The 26,501-nt window shown below is 72.6% G+C and carries 21 protein-coding genes; 15 read left to right on the plus strand and 6 right to left on the minus strand.

Annotation, left to right across the window (positions count from 1 at the left end):
- Positions 1 to 1,095, plus strand: a 1,095-nt coding sequence (locus MNZ29_RS16105) for an FHIPEP family type III secretion protein (RefSeq protein WP_242355888.1), incomplete at its 5' end; no start/stop codon positions are given.
- A gap of 80 nt (positions 1,096 to 1,175) precedes the next feature.
- Here the strand turns inward: MNZ29_RS16105 and MNZ29_RS16110 are convergent.
- From MNZ29_RS16110 to ligA, 6 genes are all read right to left on the minus strand, one after another.
- Positions 1,176 to 1,535, minus strand: a complete 360-nt coding sequence (locus MNZ29_RS16110) for an HU family DNA-binding protein (RefSeq protein ID WP_242341495.1) — start codon at positions 1,533 to 1,535, stop codon at positions 1,176 to 1,178.
- Positions 1,536 to 1,682: 147 nt separating this feature from the next.
- Positions 1,683 to 2,984, minus strand: coding sequence for a YhjD/YihY/BrkB family envelope integrity protein (locus MNZ29_RS16115; RefSeq protein WP_242355889.1), 1,302 nt, complete (start codon positions 2,982 to 2,984; stop codon positions 1,683 to 1,685).
- A gap of 5 nt (positions 2,985 to 2,989) precedes the next feature.
- Entirely contained in the window at positions 2,990 to 5,335 is a 2,346-nt protein-coding gene (locus tag MNZ29_RS16120) for an Rne/Rng family ribonuclease (protein WP_242355890.1), read from the minus strand.
- Between the two features lie 188 nt (positions 5,336 to 5,523).
- Positions 5,524 to 8,214, minus strand: a complete 2,691-nt coding sequence (locus tag MNZ29_RS16125) for a TIGR03960 family B12-binding radical SAM protein (protein WP_242355891.1) — start codon at positions 8,212 to 8,214, stop codon at positions 5,524 to 5,526.
- A 209-nt stretch (positions 8,215 to 8,423) separates the two neighbouring features.
- The gene (locus MNZ29_RS16130) at positions 8,424 to 8,705 is read right to left on the minus strand and encodes an acylphosphatase (protein WP_242355892.1); all 282 of its coding nucleotides are present in this window, start codon (positions 8,703 to 8,705) and stop codon (positions 8,424 to 8,426) included.
- Positions 8,705 to 10,804 (minus strand): NAD-dependent DNA ligase LigA, encoded by a 2,100-nt coding sequence (ligA, locus tag MNZ29_RS16135; protein ID WP_242355893.1) that lies wholly within the window; start codon positions 10,802 to 10,804, stop codon positions 8,705 to 8,707. The genes MNZ29_RS16130 and ligA overlap by 1 nt, the downstream gene beginning before the upstream one ends.
- Before the next feature lie 300 nt (positions 10,805 to 11,104).
- On the opposite strand from ligA, the gene rho reads away from it, so the two are divergent.
- The 14 genes from rho to MNZ29_RS16205 form a co-directional block, all read left to right on the plus strand.
- Entirely contained in the window at positions 11,105 to 12,418 is a 1,314-nt protein-coding gene (gene rho, locus MNZ29_RS16140) for a transcription termination factor Rho (RefSeq protein WP_242339639.1), read from the plus strand.
- A 133-nt stretch (positions 12,419 to 12,551) separates the two neighbouring features.
- Positions 12,552 to 12,923, plus strand: a complete 372-nt coding sequence (gene rpmE, locus MNZ29_RS16145; RefSeq protein WP_242339637.1) for a 50S ribosomal protein L31 — start codon at positions 12,552 to 12,554, stop codon at positions 12,921 to 12,923.
- A 122-nt stretch (positions 12,924 to 13,045) separates the two neighbouring features.
- Positions 13,046 to 13,216 carry a hypothetical protein gene (locus MNZ29_RS16150; RefSeq protein ID WP_242339635.1) on the plus strand — a complete coding sequence of 57 codons (171 nt, stop codon included), beginning with the start codon at positions 13,046 to 13,048 and terminating at the stop codon, positions 13,214 to 13,216.
- Between the two features lie 58 nt (positions 13,217 to 13,274).
- The gene (locus MNZ29_RS16155) at positions 13,275 to 14,699 is read left to right on the plus strand and encodes a sigma-54 dependent transcriptional regulator (protein ID WP_242339633.1); all 1,425 of its coding nucleotides are present in this window, start codon (positions 13,275 to 13,277) and stop codon (positions 14,697 to 14,699) included.
- A 146-nt stretch (positions 14,700 to 14,845) separates the two neighbouring features.
- A complete protein-coding gene (gspC, locus tag MNZ29_RS16160; protein ID WP_242339631.1) occupies positions 14,846 to 15,877 on the plus strand; it encodes a type II secretion system protein GspC in 1,032 nt (343 codons plus the stop codon).
- A 20-nt stretch (positions 15,878 to 15,897) separates the two neighbouring features.
- Complete coding sequence (gene gspD / locus MNZ29_RS16165; RefSeq protein ID WP_242355895.1) at positions 15,898 to 18,651, plus strand: type II secretion system secretin GspD; 2,754 nt, start codon at positions 15,898 to 15,900, stop codon at positions 18,649 to 18,651.
- A 34-nt stretch (positions 18,652 to 18,685) separates the two neighbouring features.
- Complete coding sequence (gene gspE, locus MNZ29_RS16170; protein ID WP_242339627.1) at positions 18,686 to 20,482, plus strand: type II secretion system ATPase GspE; 1,797 nt, start codon at positions 18,686 to 18,688, stop codon at positions 20,480 to 20,482.
- A 3-nt stretch (positions 20,483 to 20,485) separates the two neighbouring features.
- On the plus strand, positions 20,486 to 21,715 hold the full coding sequence (gspF, locus tag MNZ29_RS16175; protein ID WP_242355897.1) for a type II secretion system inner membrane protein GspF: 1,230 nt from the start codon (positions 20,486 to 20,488) through the stop codon (positions 21,713 to 21,715).
- Between the two features lie 2 nt (positions 21,716 to 21,717).
- Positions 21,718 to 22,131 carry a type II secretion system major pseudopilin GspG gene (gene gspG / locus MNZ29_RS16180; RefSeq protein ID WP_242355899.1) on the plus strand — a complete coding sequence of 138 codons (414 nt, stop codon included), beginning with the start codon at positions 21,718 to 21,720 and terminating at the stop codon, positions 22,129 to 22,131.
- 18 nt (positions 22,132 to 22,149) lie between these two features.
- Positions 22,150 to 22,926, plus strand: a complete 777-nt coding sequence (locus MNZ29_RS16185; RefSeq protein ID WP_242355901.1) for a Tfp pilus assembly protein FimT/FimU — start codon at positions 22,150 to 22,152, stop codon at positions 22,924 to 22,926.
- Complete coding sequence (locus MNZ29_RS25020) at positions 22,923 to 23,513, plus strand: prepilin-type N-terminal cleavage/methylation domain-containing protein (protein ID WP_242339620.1); 591 nt, start codon at positions 22,923 to 22,925, stop codon at positions 23,511 to 23,513. Before MNZ29_RS16185 ends, MNZ29_RS25020 begins: the two co-directional genes overlap by 4 nt.
- On the plus strand, positions 23,510 to 24,157 hold the full coding sequence (locus MNZ29_RS16195) for a type II secretion system protein GspJ (RefSeq protein ID WP_242339618.1): 648 nt from the start codon (positions 23,510 to 23,512) through the stop codon (positions 24,155 to 24,157). The genes MNZ29_RS25020 and MNZ29_RS16195 overlap by 4 nt, the downstream gene beginning before the upstream one ends.
- Positions 24,157 to 25,620 carry a type II secretion system protein GspK gene (locus MNZ29_RS16200; RefSeq protein ID WP_242355903.1) on the plus strand — a complete coding sequence of 488 codons (1,464 nt, stop codon included), beginning with the start codon at positions 24,157 to 24,159 and terminating at the stop codon, positions 25,618 to 25,620. Before MNZ29_RS16195 ends, MNZ29_RS16200 begins: the two co-directional genes overlap by 1 nt.
- A 3-nt stretch (positions 25,621 to 25,623) precedes the next feature.
- The coding region (locus MNZ29_RS16205; protein ID WP_242355905.1) for a type II secretion system protein GspL at positions 25,624 to 26,501 on the plus strand (878 nt) is incomplete at its 3' end.

Here is a 26,501-nt window from a genome sequence, read left to right on the forward strand (position 1 = left end):
GCCGCGGCGGGCGGTGCGTTCCAGCTCGCCCGCCGGCGCGCGCGGCGCTCCGCCGCCGTCCCCGCCGAGGCGGCCGCGGGCCCCGCCGATCCCTTCGCCGCGCCCGCGCCGGTCGTCCTCGAGCTCGCCGACGACCTCGTGGCGGCCGCGCGCGCGGAAGATGGGCGGACGATGCGCGAGGCGCTCGCGGCGCTCCGCGACCAGCTCTGGCGCGAGCTCGGGGTGCAGGTCCCCGGCGTGGTCCTGCGTCCCGCCCCGCTCCCGCGCGCGGGCTGGTCGCTCCTCGTCGACGACGTTCCGGTCGCGTCGGGCTCCGCTCCCGAGGGCGAGCTCCTCGCGCTCGTGGCGCCCGAGGAGCTCGCGCTCGTCGGCGTCGGGGCGACGGCGGCGACGGACCCCGCGAGCGGCCGCCCCGCGGCGCTCGTCGCCGCCGCGGACGCCGCCCGCGCGTCCGCGCTCGGGCCGGTGCTCGGCCACCTCGAGCGGATCGTCGCCGAGGCGGGCGGAGCGCTGCGCGGCGCGGCGCATCACCTCGTCGGCGTGCAGGAGGCGCAGGCGCTCCTCGACGCGCTCGAGCCCACCGCGCCCGCGCTCGTCCGCGAGGCGGGCCGCCAGCTCCCGCCCGCGCTCCTCGCCGAGGTCCTGCGCCGGCTCGTCGAGGAGGGCGTGTCCATCCGGCCGCTGCGGACGATCCTGGAGGCGATGCTCGAGGCCGGCGGGCCCGCGCGCGGCGCGGCAGCGCTCGCCGAGGCGTGCCGCCGATCGCTCCGGCGCCACATCGCGCATCGCTTCGGCCGGGGTGGCCCGCTCGCCGCGCTGCTCGTCGATCCCGCCGCCGAGCGCGCGATCCGCGAGGCCCTCGCCGGTGAGGCGCTCGCCCTCGACCCCTCCGACGCGCGCGCGCTGCTCGACGCGCTGGACGCGGAGACACGCGGCGGCGCCGAAGCGCCCGTGATCCTTGCGAGTGCGGACGTCCGGCGGGCTTTGCGCGGACTCGTTGCGCCGCGCTTTCCGCAGGTCGCGGTGCTCACCTTCGACGAGCTCCCGCCCGAGCAAGAGGTCCGTCCGGTGGGGCGGCTCGCCCTCGCGGCCTGAGCGGAGCGATCCCAAAAACGCGCCGGGCCGCGGCAGGTTGGCCGCGGCCCGCGAGCTTGCCACCGGGAGAGCGCCGAGCTTCAGGCGCCGGCGGCAACCGGCGGGGTGCCGTCGTCGTTGCCCTCGTCCTCGTCGTCGGGCTCGAGCGGCTTCGCGAGCGCCTCCGGGCGGTTCACGCGATCCCGGAGCTCCTTGCCGGTGCGGAACAGGATCCCGCGCTTCGGCTTCACCGGAATCACCTCTCCGGTCTTGGGGTTACGGCCCTGGTACCCGTCGTAGTGCTTCACGTGGAAGGCGCCGAGGCCGCGGATCTCGATGTTCTCTCCGCGACAGAGCGCGTCCTTCATCGAGTCGAAGATCGTCTCGATCGTGGACTCCGCTTGCTTCTGCGTGACGCCGCGCTTGACCACGAGGATGTTGATGAGATCCGACTTCAGCATCGGCACTCCGGACGAAAGCTGAGGGCCCGCAAGGCTCGGCAAGCCCCTCGAGGTTGAGGGGAGCCTAGCCGAAGCCTCCGAAATCAGCAAGGGTTCCAACGGCATGCGCAGTTCTGCGCACTGGAGCGGCGCGAATCGCGCCCCTGACTACGCGCGCCGCGCCGGCAGCTCGCCCGCTTCCCCGGGGGGAGCAGCCGGCGCCGGCAAGGCCTGCGCGGCGGGCTTTTGTTCGCACAGCGCGCGGAAATCCACTGCGGCCAGGCGCTCCTCCGCCCGCTCCTCGATCTCGCGGACGATCCCCGCCACCGGCCCCCGGGAGTGGGGGAGGTCGGACGAGCGCCCCACGATGGCCCGGCGCACGTCGAGCAACGTCAGCCGCTCGAGCGGCCTCGACGGGACGAGCCCCCCATCCGTGAGGGAGACGACGAGCCCCGCGTTCCTGAGCGCCGCGAGGACCTCCCCGGCCTCCTCGGCGCCCGAGCCGAGCCTGCTCGCCACGTCGCCCGCGTCGGGCGCGGGCTCTCCCCGGTCGAACGCCCTCGCGATCTGGAGCATGGCCTGCCCCGCGAGGATCTCCTTGCCGGTCGGCGACGACGGCTGCGGAGCCCCGTGGATGAGCGCGGTCGCGTACTGGATCACGAACGCGAGGCGCGCGCCGAAGAGGAGGATCGTCCAGGAGACGAACAGCCAGAAGATGAAGATCGGGATCGCCGCCACGGAGCCGTAGATCGCGTGGTACCGGACGATGCCGCCGATCCCGAGCGCGTAACCCCACTTGGCGAGCTCCCAGGCGACGCCCGCGGCCAGGCCGGCGATCACGGCCGACTTGATGCGGACCTTCGTGTAGGGGACGAGGAGGTAGATGAGCGAGAAGAACGTGCAGGTGAGGAGGGCACCGCCCGCGACCGCGAGCGCGCGGAAGCCGCTGCTCGCGAGGAACGCGCGGCCGGTGGCGGCGAGCGTGAGCGAGCCCGCGAGCAGGAGCGGCCCGAGGGTGATCCCCATCCAGTAGATCACCGCCTGCTGCGCGATCGGGCGCCGGCGCTGCACGCCCCAGATGTCGTTCAGCGCGGCGTCGACGTTCGTGAAGAGGGAGATCGCCGACCAGACGAGGAGCGCGCCGCCCACGATCCCGGCGCTCGTCGCGTGCGCGTTGGTCACGAAGCGCTGGAGGTACGGCTCGAGCGTGTCTCGCGCGCCGACGGCCAGGTTGGAGATCAGGAACTCGTGGACGAGCTCGGAGATCTTCTCCATCCCGGTGAAGGCCTGGACCACCGAGAAGGCGACGACGAGGGCCGGGACGAGCGCGAACAGCGTGATGTACGTGAGCGCCATGGCCCGCAGGCGCACGGCGTCGCTGTCGAGGACCCGCAGGGCGGTCCCGACGGCGCTCCAGCCGGCCCGGAGGAGGCGGACCACGCGCTCCCGCGTCTCCGCCGGGCCGGTCATCCTCGTCAGCGCTCCTCGCCGCCAGAGCCGCCGGCGCTGCCCGCGGCGTCCGACGGCGCCGAGGCCTGCGGCTCCTCCGGCGCCCGGCCGCGCCCGCCGCGATCGCCGCCGCGGTCGCGATCACCGCCGCGATCCCCGCCGCGGTCCCGGCCGCGCCCGCGCTCGCGCTCCCGCTCGCGGGGCTGATCCCCGCGCTGCTGGCGGCCGTAGATGTCGAACTGCTCCTGGTGATACCCGGACTGCGCCTTCACCTCGATGGTCTTGTTGAAGCGATCCATGAGGTAGCGGAGCTCCTCGCGCTCCGCGCCCTGCAGGATGCGCGCGACCTCGGGGTGGGCGTTCACCACGAGCACGGGCTCGGGGAAGTGAACCGCCTCGCGGCGGATCTCCCGGAAGATCTCGTACGCGATCGTGATCTTCGACTTGATGTGCCCCTTGCCCTCGCAGTAGCTGCAGGGCTCGTTCATCACGCGCGTGACCGACTCGCGCACGCGCTTGCGCGTCATCTCGACGAGCCCGAGCTCGGAGATCTTGAGGACGTTGGTCTTCGCCTTGTCCCGCCCCAGCGCGTCCTGCAAGGCCTTGAAGACCTTGTCGCGGTTCTGGGGTTTGTCCATGTCGATGAAGTCGATGATGATGATGCCGCCGATGTTCCGCAGGCGGAGCTGGTAGACGATCTCCTTCGCGGCCTCGACGTTGATCTTGGTGATCGTCTCCTCGAGGTTCTTCTTGCCGACGTAGCGGCCCGAGTTGACGTCGATGGCGGTGAGCGCCTCCGCCTGGTCCATGATGATGTAGCCGCCGCTCTTCAGCCAGACCTTGCGCTGGCTCGCGCGCTTCAGCTCCTGCTCGATGCCGTACGCGTCGAAGATCGGCTCCTCGCCGCGGTAGTACTCGATCTGGCTCTCGAGGTGCGGCGCCTGCTCGTGCACGAAGCGGAGGATCCGCTCGTACTCGTCGCGATCGTCGATGACGAGCTTGCCGACGTCGGCGGTGAAGAGGTCGCGCGTCGCGCGGAGGATGAGGTCGAGGTCGCCGTGGAGGAGCGCCGGCGCGGAGACCTTGTCCTTCGTGCGGATGATCTCGTTCCAGACCTGGATGAGGAAGCGGATGTCGGCCTCGAGCTTCGCCGCCTCCACGTTCTCCGCCACGGTGCGGACGATGAAGCCGGTCCCGTCCGGCCGCATGCGATCGACGATGTCGCGCAGCCGGCGCCGCTCGGAGTCCTTCTCGATGCGGCGCGAGATGCCGATGTGATCGACCGTGGGCATGAACACGAGGTGACGCCCGGGCAGCGAGATGTGGCTCGTGATGCGCGCGCCCTTCGTCCCGATCGGATCCTTCGCGACCTGGACGATCACCTCCTGGCCCTCCTTCAGGAGGTCCTGGATGTTCTTCGGCTCCTTGGAGCGCTTCTCGCGGTCGTGGCCGTTGCGGCCGCGGCCTTCGCGGCCCTCGCGGCCCTCGCGGTTCTCCCGATCCCGACCCTCGCGGCCCTCGCGGCGCCCGCGATCGTCGCGATCGCGGCGGCGCTCCCGGTCGCGGTCGCCCCTGCCTTCCCGCGGCTCGCGGTCGGACTTGGCCTCGCGCGCGTCGGCCTTCTCGCGCGGCGCCTGGATCCGGTCGGCGAGCGGGGCGGCGCCCTCGGGCGCGGCCACGACGGGCGGCGGGGTGGGCGCCGCGAGCTCGGCCGCCGGGGTCTCGGCGGGCACGTCCGCGAGGGGCGGCACGGGCAGGGGCGGCGGCTGCGGCACCGCCGCCATGCCGATCTCCTGCGTGAGCGGGATGGGCGTGAGCGGCGCCGGCGGCGCGTCGATGGCGCTGCTCGCGACGTCGGGGACCTCCGCGGCCGCCGGGGCCGCCTCGGTGGGCTCCGGCGTGAGCGGAGCGGCGACCGCCTCCGCGGAGGCGCGCGCCGCCTCGTCGGTCCCGGCGGCCGGCTCGCCGATGGCGAGCGGCGCCTCCTCGGCGATGGGCACCGGCGTGGCGGCCGGCGGCTCGGAGGACACGGCGCGCGCGCGCGCCTCCTCCGCCTCCGCCTCCTGCTCGGTGGGCACCTCCGGCACCTCGACGCGGTGCTCGCCCTCGGTGAGCTCGAACTCCTCCGAGAACTCGGGGTCGCCGTAGACGTCCCCGACGTACAGGAACGCGGCCTTGTCGAGCCCGATGTCGACGAAGGCGGCCTGCATGCCCGGGAGCACGCGAACCACCCTGCCCTTGTAGATGTTGCCGACGATCCCCTTCTCGCGCTTTCGCTCGAGGTAGTACTCGTGGATGGTGTTGTTCTCGACGAGGGCGACGCGAGTCTCCGCGCCGGCCGCGTTGATCACGAGGATGCTGTTGCCCGCCATGGCGATGGTCCTCTCTCGCCCCGGGAAGGCGCGGGGAGAGCGAGGCCCGTCATCACGATGGGCCGCGACCGCGAGCGTCCGGGCGGTGCCGGGCGTCTCGGATCGGCTGTCGAGCTTCCGCTCAAAGCGTCGCGCTCCTCGCGCCCGGCGGCCGCGGTTCGTCGCGGCGCTGCGGGGCGCGCTGTAGTTCAGGCGTCCAGGTAGCGAGGCGCGCGCGGCTGACGGCCAGAATCCTGACCCTCGCCCGCCCTCGCGAAGCTGACGCCTTCCTTCAAAACCTTCACTCCCCTGGGCGGCTCCCCGTCGCCGAAGATCGCCGCCAGCACCTCGGCTGGCTTCGCGCTCCCGGAGGGATCCGCCCGCAAACTGAACGCGACCGTCCCCGGGCCTTCGACGGCCAGGTGGGTCACAATTTCTTTCAAGTCTATCTCTCTTCCCTTCGTCTCCGCGACCTTCTGTCGCCGACGCCCCCGGCTCTTGGGGGGGGGCGCCCGGGTGACGACCGCCTGGTCGGCCTCCCCGAACCCCGCCACGCGATCCGAAAGGGTCACCTCATCCCAGCCATCCCCCTCGAACTCCACGCGATAATGGACGGCGCGGAGTGATTCGGAAATCGACGGCGCGCTCGCCTCCACCCGCTGGGCGTCGAGCACCTCGAGCCCCTTCGGCAGCTCCGGAGCGAGCCGGGCGGCGACCTCGGCGGGGTCGAGCTCGCCGGCCAGCTCGAGATCCATGAACTCCGCCTGGCTCTCGACGCCCACGGCGAGCGCCGGGCCGAACGAGACGCGCGGCTTCGGGTGGAAGCCCTGCGAGTAGACGACCGGGAGCCCCGCGCGGCGGATGGCGCGCAGGAGGGTGTGCATCGTCTCGAGGTGCGAGAGCGCCACGAGCCGGCCGAGCTTCGCCCAGCGGACGCGCACCCGCGTGCGGAGCGCCGGCTCGGGCGGGCGCGGCGGCCGGGGCGGCTCGGGGACGTACTCGCTCGCCTCGTAGGTCCGGTTCTTCACGACCTCGTAGTCGCACGCGCCGCACACGCTGCACGGGGCGAGCACGCAGTCCTCCACCTCGGCGAGGTTCCGCGCCGCGGCGAGCTGCTTCGCGAGGTAGGGCTTCGTCACGCCGCAGTCGATCCGGTCCCACGGCAGGACCTCGTCGAGCCGGCGGCGGCGGTGCGCGAACCAGTCGAGGCCGACGCCGTGCTCGCGCTCGCACGCCTCGAACGCGGCGAGCCAGCGTCCCTCGTCGAACCATTCCGACCACCCGTCGAGCCGCTGGCCGCTGCGGTAGGCGGCGAGCACCGCCGTCGCCACGCGCCGGTCGCCCAGGGCGAGGGCCCCCTCGATGGACGACTGGCGCGAGTCGTGCGGCTTGAACTGGATCGCGCCGTTCCGGCCGCCGAGCGCGGCGGTGATGAGGGCCTGGCGCCGCCGGGTCTCCTCGGGCGGGATCATCGGCTCCCACTGGAACGGCGTGAAGGGCTTCGGCACGAAGGTGGAGGCGCCGAGGTGGATCGCCGCCGAGCCCTGCCCCTTCGGCAGCGCCCGGCGCGCCGTGGCGAGGCACCTCCTCGCGAGCTCCGCGATCGCGACGACGTCCTCGTCCCGCTCCTCGGGGAGCCCGATCATGAAGTAGAGCTTGAGGAGCGACCAGCCGTTCTGGAACACCGACTCGACGGCGCGGAGCAGGTCCTCCTCGCGGTTGCCCTTGTTGATGACGGCGCGCATCCGCTCCGTCGCGGCCTCGGGCGCGAGCGTGAAGCCGGTCTTCCGGATCCGCGCGATCTTCTTCGCGAGCGAGTCGTTCATCGTCTCGGTGCGCAGGGACGGCAGGCTCATCGCGATCTTCTCGCCCTCCCAGCGGGCGAGGAAGTCGTCGAGCATCCCGTTGAGCGGCGCGTAGTCGCCCGACGAGAGCGACAGGAGCCCCACCTCCTCGTAGCCGGAGGCGTCGAGCCCCGTCTCGGCGAGCCGCAGGACCTGCTTCGGGTCGCGCTGCCGGGTCGGGCGCGTGATCATGCCGACCTGGCAGAAGCGACAGCCGCGGGTGCAGCCCCGCTGCAGCTCGATGGGGAGCCGGTCGTGGATCGTCTGCATGAACGGCACGAGCGGCCGCGTGTACGCGGTCGTCGGGAGCGCGTTCAGGTCCGGCATCACCCGCCGCTCGATCTTCTCGTAGCCCGGCACGAGGGGCTCGAGCTCGACGAGCGTGCGCGTCGCGGGGTCGTAGCGGGGGCGGAACAGCGACGGGACGTACACGCCGGGGATGCGCGCGAGCCTGCGGAGCAGCTCCGCGCGCGAGGCGCCGCCGCGCCGGAACCCGCTGTCCGCGACCGCGTCGGCGATCTCGAGCGCGACCTCCTCGCCCTCGCCCACGGCGAAGCAGTCGAAGAAGTCGGCCACGGGCTCCGGGTTGAAGGCGCAGGGGCCGCCGCCCACCACGATGGGATCCCCGTCGCCGCGCTCGCGGGCGTGGAGCGGGATGCCGGCGAGGTCCAGCATCGCGAGCACGCTCGTGTAGGCGAGCTCGAACTGCAGCGTGACGCCGAGCAGGTCGAACGCGCGGACGGGCGCGCGCGACTCGAGCGTGAAGAGCGGCACGCCGCGGGCGCGGAGCATGCCCTCCATGTCGGGCCAGGGCAGGAACACCCGCTCGCAGGCGATCTCGGGCCGGTCGTTCAACAGGTGGTAGAGGAGCCGGAACCCGAGGTTGGACATGCCGACCTCGTAGGTGTCCGGGAACGCGAGCGCGAAGCGCACGCGCGCGGCGGACAGGTCCTTGGTGACGCTGCCGAACTCGCCGCCGACGTAGCGGGACGGCTTCTGCGCGGCGAGCACGAGCTCGTCGAGCGCGGACGGGAGGTTCGCGTAGGGGGTCGTCATGGTTCGCCGGGCCGCGGGTTCGAACCGCGCCTCGCCCAACGTCGTGTGGAACTCCCGGATCCGACTGACGAATCCGGCAGGGCTGGCGTTCGTAGCACACCCGCGCCGCCGGCGGCAACGCTCGAGGCGAAGGTCCGACCGGGGACGCGCCCGCCCCGACGGCGCCTCGAGAGGCCGTGAACCGATCCCCTCCCGGCGCCTCGACGCTCTCAGCGGCGGACGGCGAACGGCCCGAGGTCGCCCGCGTGCGGCCTCCAGGAGACCTGGACCCCTTCGACCCGCGCCGCCGGCGGCCCCCGCCCGCACCAGCGGACGAGCGCCTCCACCTTCGCGCGCTCGCCCTCCGCCTCCGCCTCGACGCGCCCGTCCGCCACGTTCCTCACCCAGCCGTGGATCCCCAGCCGGCGCGCCTCGTCCACGGTCGCCTGCCGGAACGAGACCCCCTGCACGTCCCCGCTCACGAGGATGTGCGCGCGAACGAGCTCGGCCATCACTCCTCCAGCATCCGCAGGAACTCCGCCTCGCCCACCACCTTGACCCCGAGCGACTGCGCCTTCTCGAGCTTCGAGCCGGCGTCCTCGCCGGCGACGACGAGATCGGTCTTGCGCGAGACGCTGCCCGACACCTTGCCGCCGCGCCGCTCGATCTCGGCCTTCGCGTCGTCGCGGCTCATGGCGGCGAGCCCGCCGGTGAGGACCACCGATCTCCCCGCGAACGGGCCGCGGGCCTCGATCGCCTCCTGCGCGGGCCTCACGCCCGCCTCGAGGAGCCGCTCCACCACGCGCCGGTTCTGCGGCTCGGCGGTCCAGGCGCGGATCTCGCGCGCGGTCTCCGGGCCGACGTCGCGCACCGCGAGGAGCTCCTCCTCGCTCGCGTCCATGAAGCGCGCGAGGTCGCCGAAGTGGCGCGCGAGCGTGGCCGCCGTCGCCTCGCCCACCTGCGGGATCCCGAGCGCGAAGAGCAGGCGGCGGAGCGTCGTGTCCTTCGAGCGCTCGAGGGCGTCGAGCATGTTCTGGGCGCTCTTCTCCGGGAGCTCGGCCTTCGCGTCCCGCTCCTCCTTGCGCGGCCGGCTGAACAGCTCCTGGAAGGCGCGGAAGGGGACGCCGTACAGATCCGCGAAGTCGCGGACGAGGCCGCGCTCGACGAGCCCGGCGGCGAGCTTGTCCCCGAGCCCGTCCACGTCCATGGCGCGGCGCTGGGCGAAGTGGGTGAGCCGCCCGACGAGCTGGGCGGGGCAGGCCGCGCCGGTGCAGCGGTAGACCTTCTCCCCCTCCTCGCGGACCACCTTCGCGCCGCAGACCGGGCACGCGGTCGGGAACGTGAACGGGCGCTCCTCCCCGGTGCGCCGCTCCTTGAGCGGCATGACGACCTCGGGGATGACCTCGCCCGCGCGGCGCACGAGGATCCAGTCTCCCTCGAGGACGTCCTTGCGCCGCATCTCGTCCTCGTTGTGCAGCGTCGCGCGGGACACCATCGCGCCGGAGAGCCGGACGGGCTCGAAGTCCACGACCGGCGTGAGGATCCCGGTGCGCCCCACCGAGGCCCAGATGCGCCGGATGCGCGTCGCCTCCTCCTGCGGCGGGTACTTGTAGGCCACCGCCCAGCGCGGGAACTTGGACGCCGCGCCGAGCCGGCGCCGCCAGTCGAGGTCGTCCACCTTCACCACGACGCCGTCCGTGTCGTACGGGAGCGCGAAGCGCCCCTGCGCCATGCGATCGCGGTAGGCCTTCACCTCCGCGATGCCGTCGCAGCGCGCGTTCGCCGGGTTCGTCTCGAAGCCAAAGCGCCCGAGCGCCTCGATCTTCTCCATGTGCGTGCGCCACGCGCCGGGCGCGGCGCGCGCGCCGCCGGGCTCCGCGCCGGGCACGAGCGCCTCGTAGGCGATGAAGGAGAGCGGACGGCGCGAGGTCACGCGCCAGTCGAGCTGGCGGAGCGACCCCGCCGCCGCGTTGCGGGGGTTCGCGAACGGCTCGCCGCCCGCGCGGAGGATCTGCCGGTTCATCGCCTCGAAGTGCTCCTTGAAGAGGAGCACCTCGCCGCGCACCTCGACGCGCGGCGGGACCTCGCCGAGGAGCCGCTCCGGGATCCCCCGGTTCGCGCCCGTGCGGCCGACCGTGCGCAGGTTCGCCGTGACGTCCTCGCCGTTCACGCCGTCGCCGCGGGTCGAGCCCTGGACGAGGCGGCCGCGCTCGTACACGAGCTCGACCGCGAGCCCGTCGAGCTTCGGCTCGGCGACGTAGCCCACCCGGACCTCCTCGCCGAGCCCGAGCAGGCGGCGCACGCGCGCGTCGAACTCGTCGAGCTCCTCGTCGGCCTGGATGTTCCCGAGCGAGAGCATGGGCTCGCGGTGGACGACCCGCTCGAACCGCTCGCTCGGCGTGCCCGACACCCGCTGGGTCGGCGAGTCGGAGGTGGCGAGCTCGGGGTGAGCCGCCTCGAGCTCGGCGAGCTCGCGCACGAGCCTGTCGTACTCGGCGTCGGAGAGGACCGGTCGATCGAGGACGTAGTAGGCGTGATCGGCGGAGAGGATCCGCGCGCGGAGCTCCGCGGCGCGGACGGCGGCGGCGTCCCTGTCGGCATCGGCCGGCATGGCGCCAGGATTACGACCGACGGGCCCCTCTTTCAATCGCTTCTTGGCGCGCGCGCCTCGCGAAGGCGCGCTCGAGGTGAACCGCGACGCCCGCGGGACTCCCGAGCCTGCCGGGGCGCCCCGGGGCGCCGCGCGGGGCGCCCTCGACCGGAGCGGGCGGCGGCCGGCCGCGCCGTTGACACCTCGGGACGGGCCGCATAGGTTTCCTGCCTCTCCTCCGGTTTCCTCACGAGACCGCACGCAGTCGCGCACCCGCGCCGCGCGCCTCCCGACCGGGCGCCCCGCCTCCCCGAGACAGACATGCCCGCCGCCGTTCAGCCCGCCGCGTCTCCCCCGTCGAGCCTCACCGATCTCAAGCACATGAAGGTTGCGGAGCTCGCGAAGCTCGCCCGCAGCCTGGAGATCGAGGCGGCGGGGGCGATGAAGAAGCAGGACCTCATCTTCGCGATCCTCCAGGCCCAGTCGAAGGTCGCCGAGGAGAAGAAGGAGGACATGGAGGTCGGCGGCGAGGGCACGCTCGAGGTGCTCCCCGACGGCTTCGGCTTCCTGCGCAGCCCCGACTTCAGCTACCTGCCCGGTCCGGACGACATCTACGTCTCGCCCTCCCAGATCCGCCGCTTCAACCTGCGCACCGGCGACACCGTGCGCGGGACGGTGCGCCAGCCGAAGGACGGGGAGCGGTATTTCGCGCTCCTCCGGGTGGACTCGATCAACGGCGAGCAGCCCGAGGAGAACCAGTCGAAGGTCCTCTTCGACAACCTGACGCCGCTCTACCCGACCGAGCGCCTCGCGCTCGAGCACGATCCGAACGAGATGACGACCCGGGTCGTCGACCTGTTCTCGCCGATCGGCAAGGGCCAGCGCTGCCTCATCGTCTCGCCGCCGCGCGCCGGCAAGACGGTCCTCCTCCAGAACATCGCGCACGCGGTCACCACGAACCACCCCGAGTGCACCCTCATCGTGCTGCTCATCGACGAGCGGCCCGAGGAGGTGACCGACATGGAGCGGACCGTGAAGGGCGAGGTCGTCGCCTCGACCTTCGACGAGCCCGCCACGCGGCACGTGCAGGTCGCCGAGATGGTGATCGAGAAGGCGCGGCGGCTGGTCGAGCACAAGAAGGACGTGGTGATCCTGCTCGACTCGATCACCCGCCTCGCCCGCGCCTACAACTCGGTCGTCCCCCCCTCCGGCAAGATCCTCTCCGGCGGCGTCGACTCGAACGCGCTCCACAAGCCCAAGCGCTTCTTCGGCGCGGCCCGCAACATCGAGGAGGGCGGCTCGCTCACGATCATCGGCACCGCGCTCGTCGACACCGGCAGCCGCATGGACGAGGTGATCTTCGAGGAGTTCAAGGGCACCGGGAACTCCGAGATCGTGCTCGACCGCAAGATGATGGAGAAGCGGATCTTCCCCACCATGGACATCGGGAAGAGCGGCACGCGCAAGGAGGAGCTGCTCCTGCCGGCCGACTGGCTCTCGAAGATCTACATCCTGCGCCAGACCATCCTGAACGGCCTCGACAACGTCGAGGCGATGAAGTTCATCCTCGACAAGTTCCGCCAGGTGAAGAACCACGAGGAGTTCTTCAAGATGATGGTGGGCGGGGGCAAGTAGGCGCCCGAGGCGGCGCGCGCACGCCGGGGTTGACGCAACCCCCCGATCCGACTAGATCGCCCAGTTCCACATCATCATCACCGGGCCCGGACCATCGGCAGACCTGCCCGATGCAAGCGGCCCCGAGGTCACCATGAAGGAAGCGCTCCACCCCGACTACAAGCCCGCGAAGGTCACCTGCGCGTGCGGGAACGTCATCGAGACCCGCTCGACGCGCGGCGACTTCCACATCGAGATCTGCGCCCAGTGCCACCCGTTCTTCACGGGCAAGCAGAAGATCATGGACACGGCGGGCCGCATCGAGAAGTTCAAGACCCGCTACGCGGCGACGCCCGCGAAGGCCGAGGCGGCGAAGAAGGCCGAGCCCGTCAAGGCGGAGCCGGCCAAGAAGGCCGAGGCGCCGAAGGAGAACCGCGCGGCGAAGCGCGCCAAGGCGGGCAAGTCGGCGAAGCCCAAGGCCGAGGCGGCGCCCGCCGAGCCGGCCGCCGAGGCGAAGGGCGAGTAGCCCTCGAGAGCTCCGGTGCAGCGACGAGGCGGCGTCCCCCCGGGCGCCGCCTCTCGCATTTCAGGGGTGGGCACACCCCGCACCTTGAACGCGCACGGGGGGACGGTCTACAGGTCGCCGTCGTGCGGCAGGGACTCGTCGAGTACGCGGTCATCACCGGGGCGCTCGTCGCGCTCGCCGCCGGGGCGATCGCGCTCTACGGCGACGAGCTGCGCGTGACGCTCGGCGTGCGTCCGCAGCCCGCCACGGCCCGCCCCGCCCAGCCCCCCGCCGCGGCGCCGCCCGCGCCCTGACGACCGAAGCGCCGCGCGCACGTGGGCCCCAGGCCCTCCGCGCTGCTATCCTCGCCCGGTGACCCCGCTCGTCCTCATCGTCGACGACGAGAAGCCCAACCTCGACTCTCTCGCGCGGATCTTCCAGCGCGAGGGCTGGCGCGTCGCGCTCGCGGAGAGCGGGGCCGCCGCGCTCGAGGTGCTGCGGCGCGAGCGCGTCTCCGCGGTGGTGACCGATCTCATGATGCCCGGCATGAGCGGCGAGGAGCTGCTCCGGGCGGTGAAGGCGCTCTCGCCCGAGACCGAGGTCGTGCTCATGACCGCCTACGGGACGGTCGAGACCGCGGTCGCCGCGATGAAGGAGGGCGCCTACGACTTCATCACGAAGCCCGTGAAGCGGCACGCGATCGTGAAGTCGGTCCGGCAGGCGATCGAGCGCGCCTCGCTCGTCGCGGAGAACCGCGCGCTGCGCGCGCAGCTCGCCGAGCTCTCCTCGGGCGCGGTGGGCGGGCTCCTCGGCAACGCGCCCGCGTTCCGCGCCGTGCTCGACACGCTCCGCCAGGCGGCCCCGACCTCCGCGACCGTGCTCCTCGCGGGCGAGAGCGGCACGGGCAAGGAGCTCGCCGCGCGGCTCGTGCACGACCTCTCCCCGCGCGCCGCGGGCCCGTTCGTCCCCATCAACTGCGCGGCGATCCCGGAGAGCCTGCTCGAGTCCGAGCTCTTCGGGCACGAGAAGGGCGCGTTCACCGGCGCCGCGGCCCGCAAGGAGGGGCGCTTCGAGCGCGCCCACGGCGGGACCCTGTTCCTCGACGAGGTCGGAGAGATGTCGCCGTCGGTGCAGGTGAAGCTCCTCCGCTTCCTGCAGGACGGGGTGCTCGAGCGCGTCGGCGGCACCGAGCCCCTCCGGGTGGACGTGCGCGTCGTCGCCGCGACGAACAAGGACCTCGCGGCGGAGGTGAAGGCGGGGCGCTTCCGCGAGGACCTGTTCTACCGGCTCGACGTGGTGTCGGTGCGCCTGCCCTCGCTCCGCGAGCGGCGGGAGGACGTGATGCTGCTCGCGGGCGCGTTCCTGCGTCGCTTCGCCGAGGCGAACGCGAAGCCCATCTCGGGGTTCTCGCCCGCGGCGGTCGCGGCGATCGAGCGGTACGCCTGGCCGGGCAACGTCCGCGAGCTCCTGCACGCCGTCGAGCGCGGGGTGATCCTCACGCGCGGCGAGGCGGTGGAGCTCGGCGATCTGCCCGAGGCGGTGCGGGCCGCGGCGGGCCCGGCCGGCGCGCCGGCGGCCGCCCCGGCCACGCTCGCCGTGCCCCTCGGGACGACGCTCGACGAGATCGAGCGGCTGGTGATCCGCCGCACGCTCGAGCACACCCGCGGCGACAAGAACCTCGCCGCCCAGCTCCTCGGCATCGCCGCCCGGACGATCTACCGGAAGCTCGATCGGGACGAGGAGGGGCGCCTCGTCGAGCCCGTTCCGGGGGGCGACGAGCCGGACGCCGAGCGCTGACAAACTGGCAGCGACTCCAGCTCCCGCGGGTCGCGTTTGCCAAATTGGCATCCAGCGCCGCCACGCCGCCGGTGCGGTGGGCGAGCAGCCGGGATTTCCCTGTGGCATCCAGGGGTTGACCAGGGTATCCGGCACGAGGGCGTGGCATGGCCGTTGCTCCCTCCCCGCGCGGCGCTCCCATGCTCGACCTCTTCTTCCGCAAGTACGCCTGGACGGCGAACCTCGCGCTGCTGTTCGTGGCGGCGTGGCTCGCAGCCAAGACGGTGAACACGCTCGCGGGCGCCGCGATCCGTCCGGAGCCCCGGGCGGACGTCGCGAGCCTCCCCACCGCGCCGCCGCGCCCCACCCTCCCCGCCACGCTCGACGTCGACAAGCTCTTCAAGCTCATCGGACAGGAGCCGCCGCGCGAGGTGGAGGCCGACGTCGCGCAGGCGCCGCTCGCCCCCCAGAACTGCGACGATCCGCACGCCGCGCCGACGAAGAGCGACCTCCGCCTGCAGCTCGTGGTCGGCGTCATCGCCGAGCGGGCGCGCCAGTCCCTCGCGACGATCCTCGACCTCAACACGCGCGAGGCGAAGGTCGTCGGCGTGGGCGACGAGGTCGGCGGAGCGAGGCTCCTCGGGCTCGAGCGCGTGCGGGACGACGCGGACGCCACCGGGAACGGGTTCCGCCTCGTCGCCATCGTCTGCAACAAGGGGACGAAGGAGTACCTCGACTTCGAGGGCGGCTCGGCGTTCGCCTCGGGCGGCGAGGCCTCCGGCAACCTCGGCTTCGCGCCGGTGCCGCCGCCCACGCGCGGCGGGCCCGCGCCGGGTGGCCGCGCGCCCATGGAGGGCGTGCGCGAGGTCGGCCAGAACAAGTACGAGATCGAGCGCGGCGTCATCGACTCGACGCTCGGCAACCTCAACACCATCGCGACCCAGGCGCGCATCGTGCCGTCCTTCAAGAACGGCGCCGCGAACGGGTTCAAGCTCTTCTCCATCCAGCCCAACTCGCTCTACGCCTCGATCGGCATCGAGAACGGCGACGTCATCCAGCGGGTGAACGGATACGAGATCAACTCCCCCGAGAAGGCGCTCGAGCTCTATCAGAAGCTGCGCGAGTCACAGCGCGTGACGATCGAGCTGGAGCGCGGGGGACAGGTCATCCGCAAGGAGTACTCCATCAGCGGCCCGTGACGCAGGGTCGAAAGCCTTCCATGCGCAACCGCCTCGCCACGCTGCTCGTCCTCGTCCCGGCCCTCGTCTCCGCGCAGGTGCCGATCCGTCCTCCCCCCGGCGGCGACACCGCCGGCCCGCGCCCCGCGCCCCCCCGCCCGCCCGCGACGGCCACGCCCGGCGCGCCACGCCCCGTGACGCCCCCCGTGACGCCCCCCGGGGCGCAGGGCCAGAACGGGCGCCCGGCTCGCCCGGCGGCGCAGCAGCCCCAGCAGCCGCAGACGTTCCGCCCCGCGGAGCGCTGCGTCCCGATGCAGGGGCGCTTCATGCTGCAGTTCAACAAGGCCGACATCGCCGACGTGCTCGAGCAGGCGAGCCGCTGGACCTGCCGGAACTTCATGTTCACGGAGGACGTGGCGCGCGGGAAGATCACGCTCCTCTCGAAGACGCCGGTGACCGCGGAGGAGGCGTACGCGGCGTTCATCGCGGCGCTCAACTCGAACAACATCAGCGTGTACCCGACGGGCAAGTACTTCAAGCTCGTCCGGACCGCCGACGCGAAGAAGAACCCGATCCCCACCTACGTGGGCGATCAGGCGACGCCGTACAGCGAGCAGCCGATCACGAAGGTGATCCGCCTGAACTTCGCGGACGCCGATCAGCTCCGCGGGATCATGGGTAACTTCATCTCGCCCCAGGGCGCGGACATCCAGGCGATCCCGCCCAACATGCTGATCGTCACGGACATCGGCCTCAACATCCGGCGCATCGAGCGGCTCATCGAGGCCATCGACCGCGCCGGCGCGGGCGAGCTCGTGCGCATCGTGCAGATCCGCTTCGCGTCGGCGAAGGACATCGCCGACAAGGTGAACCAGATCTTCCAGGCGCAGCAGGGCGGCGCGCGCGGCGCGGGGCGGAGCCGCACCGTGCTCTCCTCGCCGACCTCGCCGGCCCGGCCGGGCGCCATCCCGCCGCGCCCGCCGCAGGCGGCCCCGGACGTGTCCGGCTCCGTGGAGGTGTCGGTCTCCAAGGTCCTCCCCGACGAGCGGACGAACAAGCTCATCGTGATCGCGGACGAGAAGAGCTTCCAGCGGCTCATGGAGCTCATCGAGCAGCTCGACGTGCCGACGAGCGCGGAGGGCGGCATCCACGTCGTGTTCCTCAAGAACGCGAACGCGGAGGAGCTCGCGCAGACACTGTCGAACCTCGCCCAGGGCACGGCGGCCGGGAAGCGCACCGGCACCACCGCGCCCGGCGCTCCCGGCGCGCCCGGCGGGCTCTCGCCGACGCCCGTCCCCACCGCCATGGGCACGCAGCCCGGGGCGCCGCCGTCCGCGCGCCCGGGCGGCGCCTCGGACGTGACCGCGTCGCTCTTCAGCGGCGACGTGAAGGTCACCGCGGACAAGGCGCAGAACGCCCTCCTCGTGCAGGCGAGCGGCGCCGACTTCCAGGCCATCCAGCGGCTCGTGGAGAAGCTCGACCGGCCGCGCCGGCAGGTGTTCGTCGAGGCCGTGATCATGGAGGTGAACCTCAACGACTCGACCCAGTTCGGCGTGGGGGCGCACGGCGTCGTCCCGGTGGACTACAAGGGCGAGAAGGGCTTCATCCCGCTGGCGTCGGAGCCGGGGCGCGTCTCCTCCTTCAACCTCAACAACGTCATCTCGCTAGGCGGGTTCCTGACCGGCTTCAACGGCCCCTCCTCCGGGGTCGTCGAGGATCTCCTCGGCGTGAAGCTCCCGTCGCTCGGGATCCTCGTCCAGGCGCTGCAGTCGAGCTCGGACGTGAACGTGCTGTCGACCCCTCACATCCTCGCCTCGGACAACGAGGAGTCGGAGATCACGGTCGGACAGAACGTGCCGTTCCAGGCGGGCTTCGCGCCGCAGGGGCTCTCCAACCTGCTGTCCGGGACCACCGGCGGGACGTCGGCGCTCGGCTCGACGCTCGGCATCGGCGGGCTCTCCTCGCTCTACGCGCCGATCCAGCGGCAGAACGTGGAGCTCCGGCTCAAGATCAAGCCGCAGATCAACGAGGGCGGCAACGTCCGGCTGGCGATCGAGGAGCAGACCGAGGAGATCGTCGACCGCGACACGCAGCTCGGCCCCACGACCGCGAAGCGCAGCGCGAAGACGCTCATCGTGGCGAAGGACCAGAGCACCATCGTCATCGGCGGCCTCATCCAGGAGCGGAACGTCCGCAGCGTCAAGAAGATCCCGGTCCTCGGCAGCCTGCCGATCTTCGGCTGGCTCTTCCGCGACACGACCACCACGAAGCAGAAGACGAACCTGCTCCTCTTCCTCACGCCGTACATCATCCGGGACGAGACGGACTACCGGCGCATCTACGAGCGCAAGCGCAAGGAGCAGCAGGACTTCATCGAGCAGTTCTACGGACGGCAGCCGAGCTACCAGGTCGCGGTGGACTTCACGCGCAAGGCCGGGCCGTACTCGAAGATCCGGGCGGGCGTGTCGGAGGAGTCCCTGAAGCTCGAGAACGGCGGCACGGGCGCGCCGGGCGAGCGGCTCATCGCGCCGCCGACCGGAGCGCCCCGGCCCGAGCGGGCACCCGCGACGCCCGGTGAGCAGGACGGCGCGCCGACCGAGCCCGAGTCCGGCGTCGCGCCCGGCGACGGGGAGCCCAGCGCCGGGGAGCGTCTCGAGGTCCAGCCCGAGGCGCCCGCGCCTGGCGAAGCCGCGCCTCCCGCACCGCCGTACGGCGGTGCGCCGCCCGCGGGGCAGCCCCAGCAGCCTCAGCCCCAGCCGCAACCGCAGCCGCAGCCGCAGCCGCCGGAGGAATGATCGGACGCGCCGCGCCCGTTGCACGAGATCTGCCATGTCCGACGAAGCCCGCATCGACGCAGTCCGCCTCCCCGTCCCGCCGCCGCTCCCCGGCGCCGCGCCCGCTCGGCTCTGCGGGAGGCCGCTCGGGGAGATCCTCGTCGTCACCGGCGTGATCGCGCCGGAGCGGCTCGAGGAGGCGCTCCTCGCGCAGCGCGGCGAGCACGCGGGGATGCGCCTCGGCGAGATCCTCGTCCGCGCCCACGCGGTGAGCGAGGAGGCGGTGCTCCGCGCGCTCGCGGCGCAGCTCGACCTCCCGTTCCTGGAGCGGATCGACCCGGAGCGGATCCCGCCCGAGCTGCTGAAGAAGGTGCCCATCAACTTCGCGAAGCAGGCGCGGGTGCTGCCGGTGGGTCACGACGGCGACGCGGTGCGCGTCGCGGTGGCGGACCCGCTCGACACGGCCGCGCAGGACTCGCTCGCGATGCTCCTCGGCGCGGCGATCGCGCCGGAGGTCGTGCCGGGCGCGGTGGTCGTCGACGCCATCAACGCGGTCTACGACCGCGCCGCCGACGAGCACGAGCGGCTCATGGAGGACCTCGAGACCGAGGACCTCGAGTCGGTCGCGCACGAGCTGGAGGAGCCGACCGACCTCCTCGACGCGGACGACGAGGCGCCCATCATCCGCCTCGTCAACTCGCTCCTCTTCCGCGCGGTGAAGGAGCGCGCGAGCGACATCCACATCAACCCGGAGGAGAAGGACATCTCCGTCCGCTACCGCATCGACGGCGTGCTGCGCGAGGTGATCCGCCCCCCGAAGCGCTTCCAGGCGTCCATCTCGAGCCGCATCAAGATCATGGGCGGGCTCAACATCGCCGAGAAGCGCCTCCCGCAGGACGGCCGCATCCGCATCAAGATCGCGGGCAAGGACGTCGACATCCGCCTCTCGACCGTGCCCACCGCGAACGGCGAGCGGATCGTGATGCGCCTCCTCGACAAGTCGAACGTGGTGCTCGACCTCGGTCAGCTCGGGTTCGAGGACTGGCAGCGCAAGATCATGGACGGGCTCATCACGCGGTCGCACGGCATCGTGCTCGTGACGGGCCCCACGGGCAGCGGCAAGACCACGACGCTCTACGCCGCGCTCGCCCAGATCAACTCGCCCGACCTGAACATCCTCACCATCGAGGACCCCGTCGAGATCCCGCTCAAGGGCGTCGGCCAGGTGCAGGTGAACCCGAAGATCGAGCTCACCTTCGCCGGCGGGCTCCGCTCGTTCCTCCGCCAGGATCCCGACGTCATCATGGTCGGCGAGATCCGCGACCTGGAGACCGCGGAGATCGCGATCCAGGCGTCGCTCACCGGCCACCTCGTCCTCTCGACCGTCCACACGAACGACGCCGCCGGCGCCATCACCCGCCTCGTCGACATGGGCGTGCAGCCGTTCCTCGTGGCGTCGTCGCTCGTGGGCGTCCTCGCGCAGCGGCTCGTGCGCGTGCTCTGCCCGGAGTGCCGCGCCCCGTACGTCCCCACGCAGGAGGAGCGCGCGCAGGTGGGCCTCACCGACGCCATCTGGCGCAAGGCGGGGAGCCCGCAGGCCGTGTTCAAGGCGCGGGGCTGCCCGGCCTGCCAGAACACCGGCTACCAGGGCCGCACCGGGATCTACGAGCTCATGCTCGTGGACGACGACGTCCGCCAGCTCGTCCTCAAGAACGTCGACTCCACCACCATCAAGAAGGCCGCCGTCCACCACGGCATGGTCACCCTGCTCGAGCACGGCGCCTACAAGGTCGCCCGCGGCATCACCACGGCGGCCGAGGTGCTCTCCGTGACCGCCGAGGACCTCCACTAGGCCATGCCGGTCTTCCAGTACAAGGCGCTCAACGCCGCCGGCAAGGCGGTGCAGGGGCTCAAGGAGGCGGACTCGCCGAAGACGCTCCGCGCGAACCTCCGCCGCGAGGGCGTGTTCCTCACCGAGGTGCTCGGCGAGGCGCAGGCGAAGGAGCAGGCGAAGCGCGAGGTGAACGTCCGCCGCTGGGTGCTCGGGCGCGTCGGCGCGCGCGACCTCGCCGTCGCGACCCGGCAGCTCGCCGTGCTCGCGCACGCCGGCATCCCGCTCGTCGAGGCCCTCACCGCCCTCGTCGACCAGGTCGAGCACGAGCGGCTGAAGCGGGTGCTCGGCGACGTGAAGCAGCGGGTCAACGAGGGCAGCTCCCTCGCCGACGCGCTGGCTGTCCACCCGCGCGTCTTCTCCACGCTCTACGTGAACATGATCCGCGCCGGGGAGAGCTCGGGCGCGCTCGAGATCGTCCTCGTGCGGCTCGCCGAGTTCACCGAGAGCCAGGCGCGGCTCCGCTCCAAGATCGCGGGCACGATGGCCTACCCGATCGCGATGATGGTCATCGGGACCGGGATCATGGGCATCCTCTTCACCGTCGTGATCCCGAAGATCACCTCGATCTTCGAGAACACCAGCGCGACCCTCCCCTGGTACACCCAGGTGACCATCGGCATCTCGTCGTTCGCGTCGCGCTGGTGGTGGGCGATCCTGCTCGCCGGCGTGGCGGCGGTCTACGGCCTGGCGCGCTGGCGGCGGACGCCGGCCGGGCGCGCCGCCTGGGATCGCGCCGCGCTCCGGGCGCCCATCTTCGGCCCCATCATCCGGCAGATCGCCATCGGCCGGTTCGCGCGGACGCTCTCGACGCTGCTCAAGAGCGGCGTCCCGCTCCTCACCGCCATGGACATCGTGAAGAACATCCTCGGGAACACGCGCCTCGCGGAGGTCATCGAGCAGGCCCGCGACGCCATCCGCGAGGGTGAGTCCATCGCCGCGCCCCTCAAGCGCTCCGGCGAGTTCCCGCCGCTCGTGCACCACATGGTCGCGATCGGCGAGCGCTCCGGCGCGCTGGAGGAGATGCTCGCGAACGTCGCCGACGCCTACGAAGACCAGGTCGAGACGACCATCGCCGCGCTCACGTCGCTGCTCGAGCCGGTGATGATCGTCGCGATGGGCGGCGTCGTCGCCTTCATCGTCTTCTCCGTCCTCATGCCGATCCTCCAGATCAACAACCTCGTAGGAGGCTGACCGTGAAGTCCGCGAAGCTCGCCCGCGCCGCCGCGCGTGGCATGACCCTCATCGAGATCATGGTGGTCCTCGTGATCATCGGCCTCATCGCCTCCGCCGTCGCCGTGAACGTCATCGGCCGGCAGAAGGAGGCCGAGATCAAGAAGGCCACGACCGACGTGCAGAACATCGCCAACCAGGGGGTCGACGCGTTCCGCGTGATGCGCGGCCGCTACCCCACCACGGAGGAGGGCCTGCGCATCCTCATCCAGGAGGGGTTCCTCAAGGCGAACCAGCCGGACGGCTCCATCAAGGATCCGTGGAAGCACGACTACGTCTACCTCTACCCCGGCCAGAAGAACCCGGACGGCTTCGACGTGAAGTCGAACGGGCCGGACGGCCAGCCCGGCACCGAGGACGACATCGTCAACTACTGAGGACGTCTCCCCGACCTCGTGAGCACCTCACGCGCGAAGCGCGCCCTCCGGGGCGCCGATGCGATGGCGGCGAAGCCGGTCTTCTGGCTGGTGGGCGCACGCGACGCGCCCCTCGGACCGCCGGCTCGCTCCGGCGCAGCCTCGTCCGGCTGCGCCTGCGCTCGCGGCATGGCGGCGCGCGCGCGAGCGCAGCGGGGGTTCACGCTCGTCGAGCTGCTCATCGTCCTCGGGGTGATCGCGCTCGCGACCACCTTCGTGGTGCCCGCCCTCCAGTCCGTCTCCGGCGCGAACGCCCGGAAGGCCGCGGGCGAGCTCGCCGGGTCGATGCGCGCGCTCTTCGACATGGCCGCGCTGCGGCACGCGCGGTGCGCCCTCACGCTCGACCTCGACGGCGCGGCGTGGTGGGCGGACTGCGGCACGGGGCGGGCCGGGAGCGCGCGCGCGGCGGCGGCCGCCGGAGAGGGCGAGGGGGCCGAGTCGCTCGAGGAGCGCTTCCCGGACGAGCGCGACGAGGAGATGCGGCGCCTCCTCGCGCGGACCGAGCTCGGCGGGCTCCCGGACCGGGTCGTGAAGAAGCACGCGCTGCCCGGGAGCGCCCGGTTCGGCCCGGTGAGGGTCGAGGGGCGGCGCGGCGCGATCGAGGAGGGGAAGGCCTACGTCAAGTTCTTCGCGGGCGGGCAGGCGCAGCGCGCCTACGTGCCGATCGTCGACGGCTCGAACCGCTACACGATCGTGCTCGAGCCGTTCACCGGCCGCGCGCGTGTCGTGCCCGGCGACGTGGAGGTGAAGGAGTGACCCGCCGGGCCGCGAGGCGCGGCTTCACGCTGCTCGAGGTGATGATCGCGCTCGCGATCCTCGCCGCGGCGCTGCTCACCGTCTCCGAGATCGTCGGCGGCTCGCTGCGCAACCACGTGCGCGCGCGCCAGCTCGAGGTCGCGACGCTGCTCGCGCGCGGCAAGATGGTGGAGCTCGAGTCGGAGTACGAGCGGAAGGGCTTCCGCGACTTCGACGAGAGCGCGGAGGGGACGTTCGAGGACGCCGGCCACCCCGAGGTGCGCTGGTCGACCGAGGTGGTGAAGCCGCAGGTGGAGCTCTCCGCCGAGCGGATCCTGCAGATGCTCACCGGCGGCGAGGGCGCGCTCGAGGACCTCCTCGCCGCCGCCGCGCCGCAGGCCGGCAAGGGCGGGCCGAAGACCGTCGGCCCGGGCGCGGGCGCCCTCGCGCAGGGGCTCCAGGCGCCGATCACCCAGCTCGGCGAGCAGATCAAGAAGGGCGTGCGCGAGGTGCGGCTCAAGGTGGCGTGGAAGGACGGCAAGCGCGACGAGTCCTTCACGGTGGTGACGCACATGGTGGTGCTCGCGCCCCGGGAGCCCGGCGCGTGAGGAACGCGGGCTTCACGCTCGTCGAGGTGATGATCGCCATCGCGATCACCGCCATCATCGGCGCCATGACGGTGGGCAGCTTCCGCCAGGTGGACCGCGCCTCGGAGATCGTCCGCGGCCAGGCGGAGCGCTACGCCGCCGTGCGCGTCGCGCTGACGCGGCTCTCGCGCGAGCTCACCATGGCGTACCTGTCCGATCACTACGACCGGAACGAGCACCGGGAGCGCCCCACCCTGTTCCGCGGCCGCGAGGACCAGGTGCTCTTCGCGACGCTCGCGCACGAGCGGGTGTCGCCCGACGTGAAGGAGTCGGACGAGGCGGTGGTCGAGTACGTGCTGGAGGCGGATCCGGACCACGCCGGCGAGGAGGCGCTGTTCCGGCGCTCCAAGCCGCGCGTCGACGCCGACCCGGAGCGCGGCGGCCGCAAGGACGTCGTGGCGGACCGGATCACCGCCTTCCGGCTGGGCTACTGGGACCCGAAGCGCAAGGAGTGGGTGCGCGAGTGGTCGACGCGCGCCACGGAGCACGAGAGCGAGCTGCCCGAGCGCGTGCGGATCGAGCTCGAGACGAAGCTGCCCGACGGACGGACCGAGAAGCTCTCGACGGAGGCGCGGATCGCGATCTCGCGGCCGCTCGACTTCTGATGCGCGCGCGCACGACAGCGGGCCGCGGGCGGCCCGGCGGCGGGGAGCGGGGGGCGGCGCTCCTCGTCGTGATCGTCTCGGTCGCGATCCTCACCGCGCTCGCGGCGAACCTCGCCTACGAGAGCCGCGTCTCGCTCGAGATCGCCGCGAACGCGCGCGACGAGCTGCGCGCCACCTACCTCGCGAAGAGCGGCGTCGCGCTGTCGCGGATGGTGCTCGGCTTCCAGCAGCAGCTCGACGACGCGGCGGGCGCCGCGTGCGGGCTCCTCGGGCAGGGGCTGCCCGGCGCGCGCACGCCGGCGGGCCAGCAGCAGCGGCCCGGCGGCGCGAACCCGCCTGCCGCCGCCTGCCCGCGACCGCAGATCTGGAGCGCGGTGCCGGTGAGCTCGACGCTCGTGCAGTCGCTGTTCGGCGGAGCCGGTCAGGAGGCTCCGGCGGCGGGAGCCTCGCCGGCAGGGGCGGCGGGCGGCGCGCGCCCGCCGGCGGCGTTCGGCGGGTTCGAGGGAGCGTTCGAGGCCAAGATCGAGGACGAGGGACGCAAGGTGAACGCCCAGCTCGACGCGCGCGAGATCAGCGGCCCGGCGCGCATGCAGGTGCAGGGGCTCTACCAGCTCATCTGCGATCCGCGCTTCGACCGGATCTTCGAGCGCGAGGACGCGAACGGGGTCCGCACGAGCCGCCAGGACCTCATCGTCCACCTGCGCGACTGGATCGACGACGACAAGGTCTCGTCGTCGCTCGTCGCGGGCTTCCCCGGCGCGGCCTGCCTCATGGAGGCCGGGGACCCGCCGTTCGAGCCGGGCTTCGGCGACGAGAACTTCCCCTACGACAAGGGCGAGGATCGCTACCGGGCGAAGAACGCGCGGCTCGACTCCATCGAGGAGCTGTACCTCGTCGCGGGCGTCTCCGACGTGTTCATGGCGGCGTTCGGCGACCGTCTCACGGTGTACCTCCCCGTGGAGGCCCCCCGGAACGTGAACACCCTCGACCGGCGCGACCTCGTCGAGCTGGCGCGGCTCATCGCCGATCCGCCCTCCCAGCCGTTCCTGCTCGACCCGGAGTTCGGCGCGAAGCTCCAGAAGGCCATCGCCGACCTGACCCTGAACGGCCTCATGACGATCACGCCGCTCCAGTTCGCCGAGATCGTGAGGGGGCTCCAGGTGAGCGTCAACACCGCCGCCCTCTCCCCGTCGAGCGGCAAGCAGTTCCTCACGGACCGTTCGTACGTGTTCCGCATCCGCTCGGCCGGCACCGCCGGCGCGGTGACGAAGAGCGTCGACGCGGTCGTGAGCTTCGATCCGAGCCAGAACCGCGATACGCAGACGCAGACGCAGGCGCCGCTCCAGGGCCAGGACCCCGCTCAGGCCCAGGCGCTGGCGCAGCTGCAGACCCAGGCGCAACAGCTCCAGACGGCCGCCACCGGCGTGAAGCCGAGCCGGTTCCTGCGCTGGCGCGAGGAGTGACGGATGGCGCAGAGGAACCTCGGCCTCGATCTCGGGGCCCACGCGGTGAAGGGGGTGCTGCTCGACAGCACCTACCGCGGCTACGCCGTGGTGGACACGGCGCGCGTGCCGGTGCAGGCGGCGACGGAGGGCGGCCCGCCCCTCTTGGCGCGGCAGGCGGAGGCCGTGCGCGCGCTGCTCGCGGAGCGCGGCTGGCGGCCCGACGCGGTGATCACCGCGTTCCCGGGCTCGGCCGCCTCCTCGCACGTGCTCACCCTCCCCTTCACGGATCCGCGCCGGATCGAGCAGACCGTGGGGTTCGAGGTGGAGGGGCAGATCCCCTTCGATCTCGAGGACGTCGCGTGGGACTGGCAGCCGCTCCACGCGCACGACGGCAAGACCGACCTCCACGTCGCAGTCGTCCGCAAGGAGGAGCTCGCCGCGCTCGTGGCGGCGCTCGGGGACGCAGGCGTCGACCCGCGCGCCGTCGTGCCGGCCGGCCCGGCGTACGCGGCGCTCTTCGCGACCGGCGCGGTGGCCGGCGAGGAGGCGCCGCCCGCCGAGCCCGGCGCGCTCGTGCCCGCGGACCTGGTCCTCGACGTCGGGCACGAGCGGACGAGCGTGTGCGTCGTCGCGGGCGGCCTGGCCGAGGCGGCGCGCACGTTCCCGTTCGGCGCGGCCCACCTCGCCCGCGTGGTGAGCCGCGATCTCGGGCTCTCCGAGGCCGACGCCCTCGCGGCGGTCGTCTCCCGCGACGCCCGCGACCCCCGCGTCGACGAGGCGCTGCCCCGTGCGCTCGCCCCCCTCGTGCGCGAGCTGCGCGCGACGCTCCGGGCGTGGCGGGCGCGCGCCGGCGCGCGCCCGGTCCGGCGGTTCGTCCTCTGCGGCGAGCTCGCCCGCCT

Source organism: Anaeromyxobacter sp. SG64, from assembly GCF_022690745.1.
Classification (GTDB): domain Bacteria; phylum Myxococcota; class Myxococcia; order Myxococcales; family Anaeromyxobacteraceae; genus Anaeromyxobacter; species Anaeromyxobacter soli.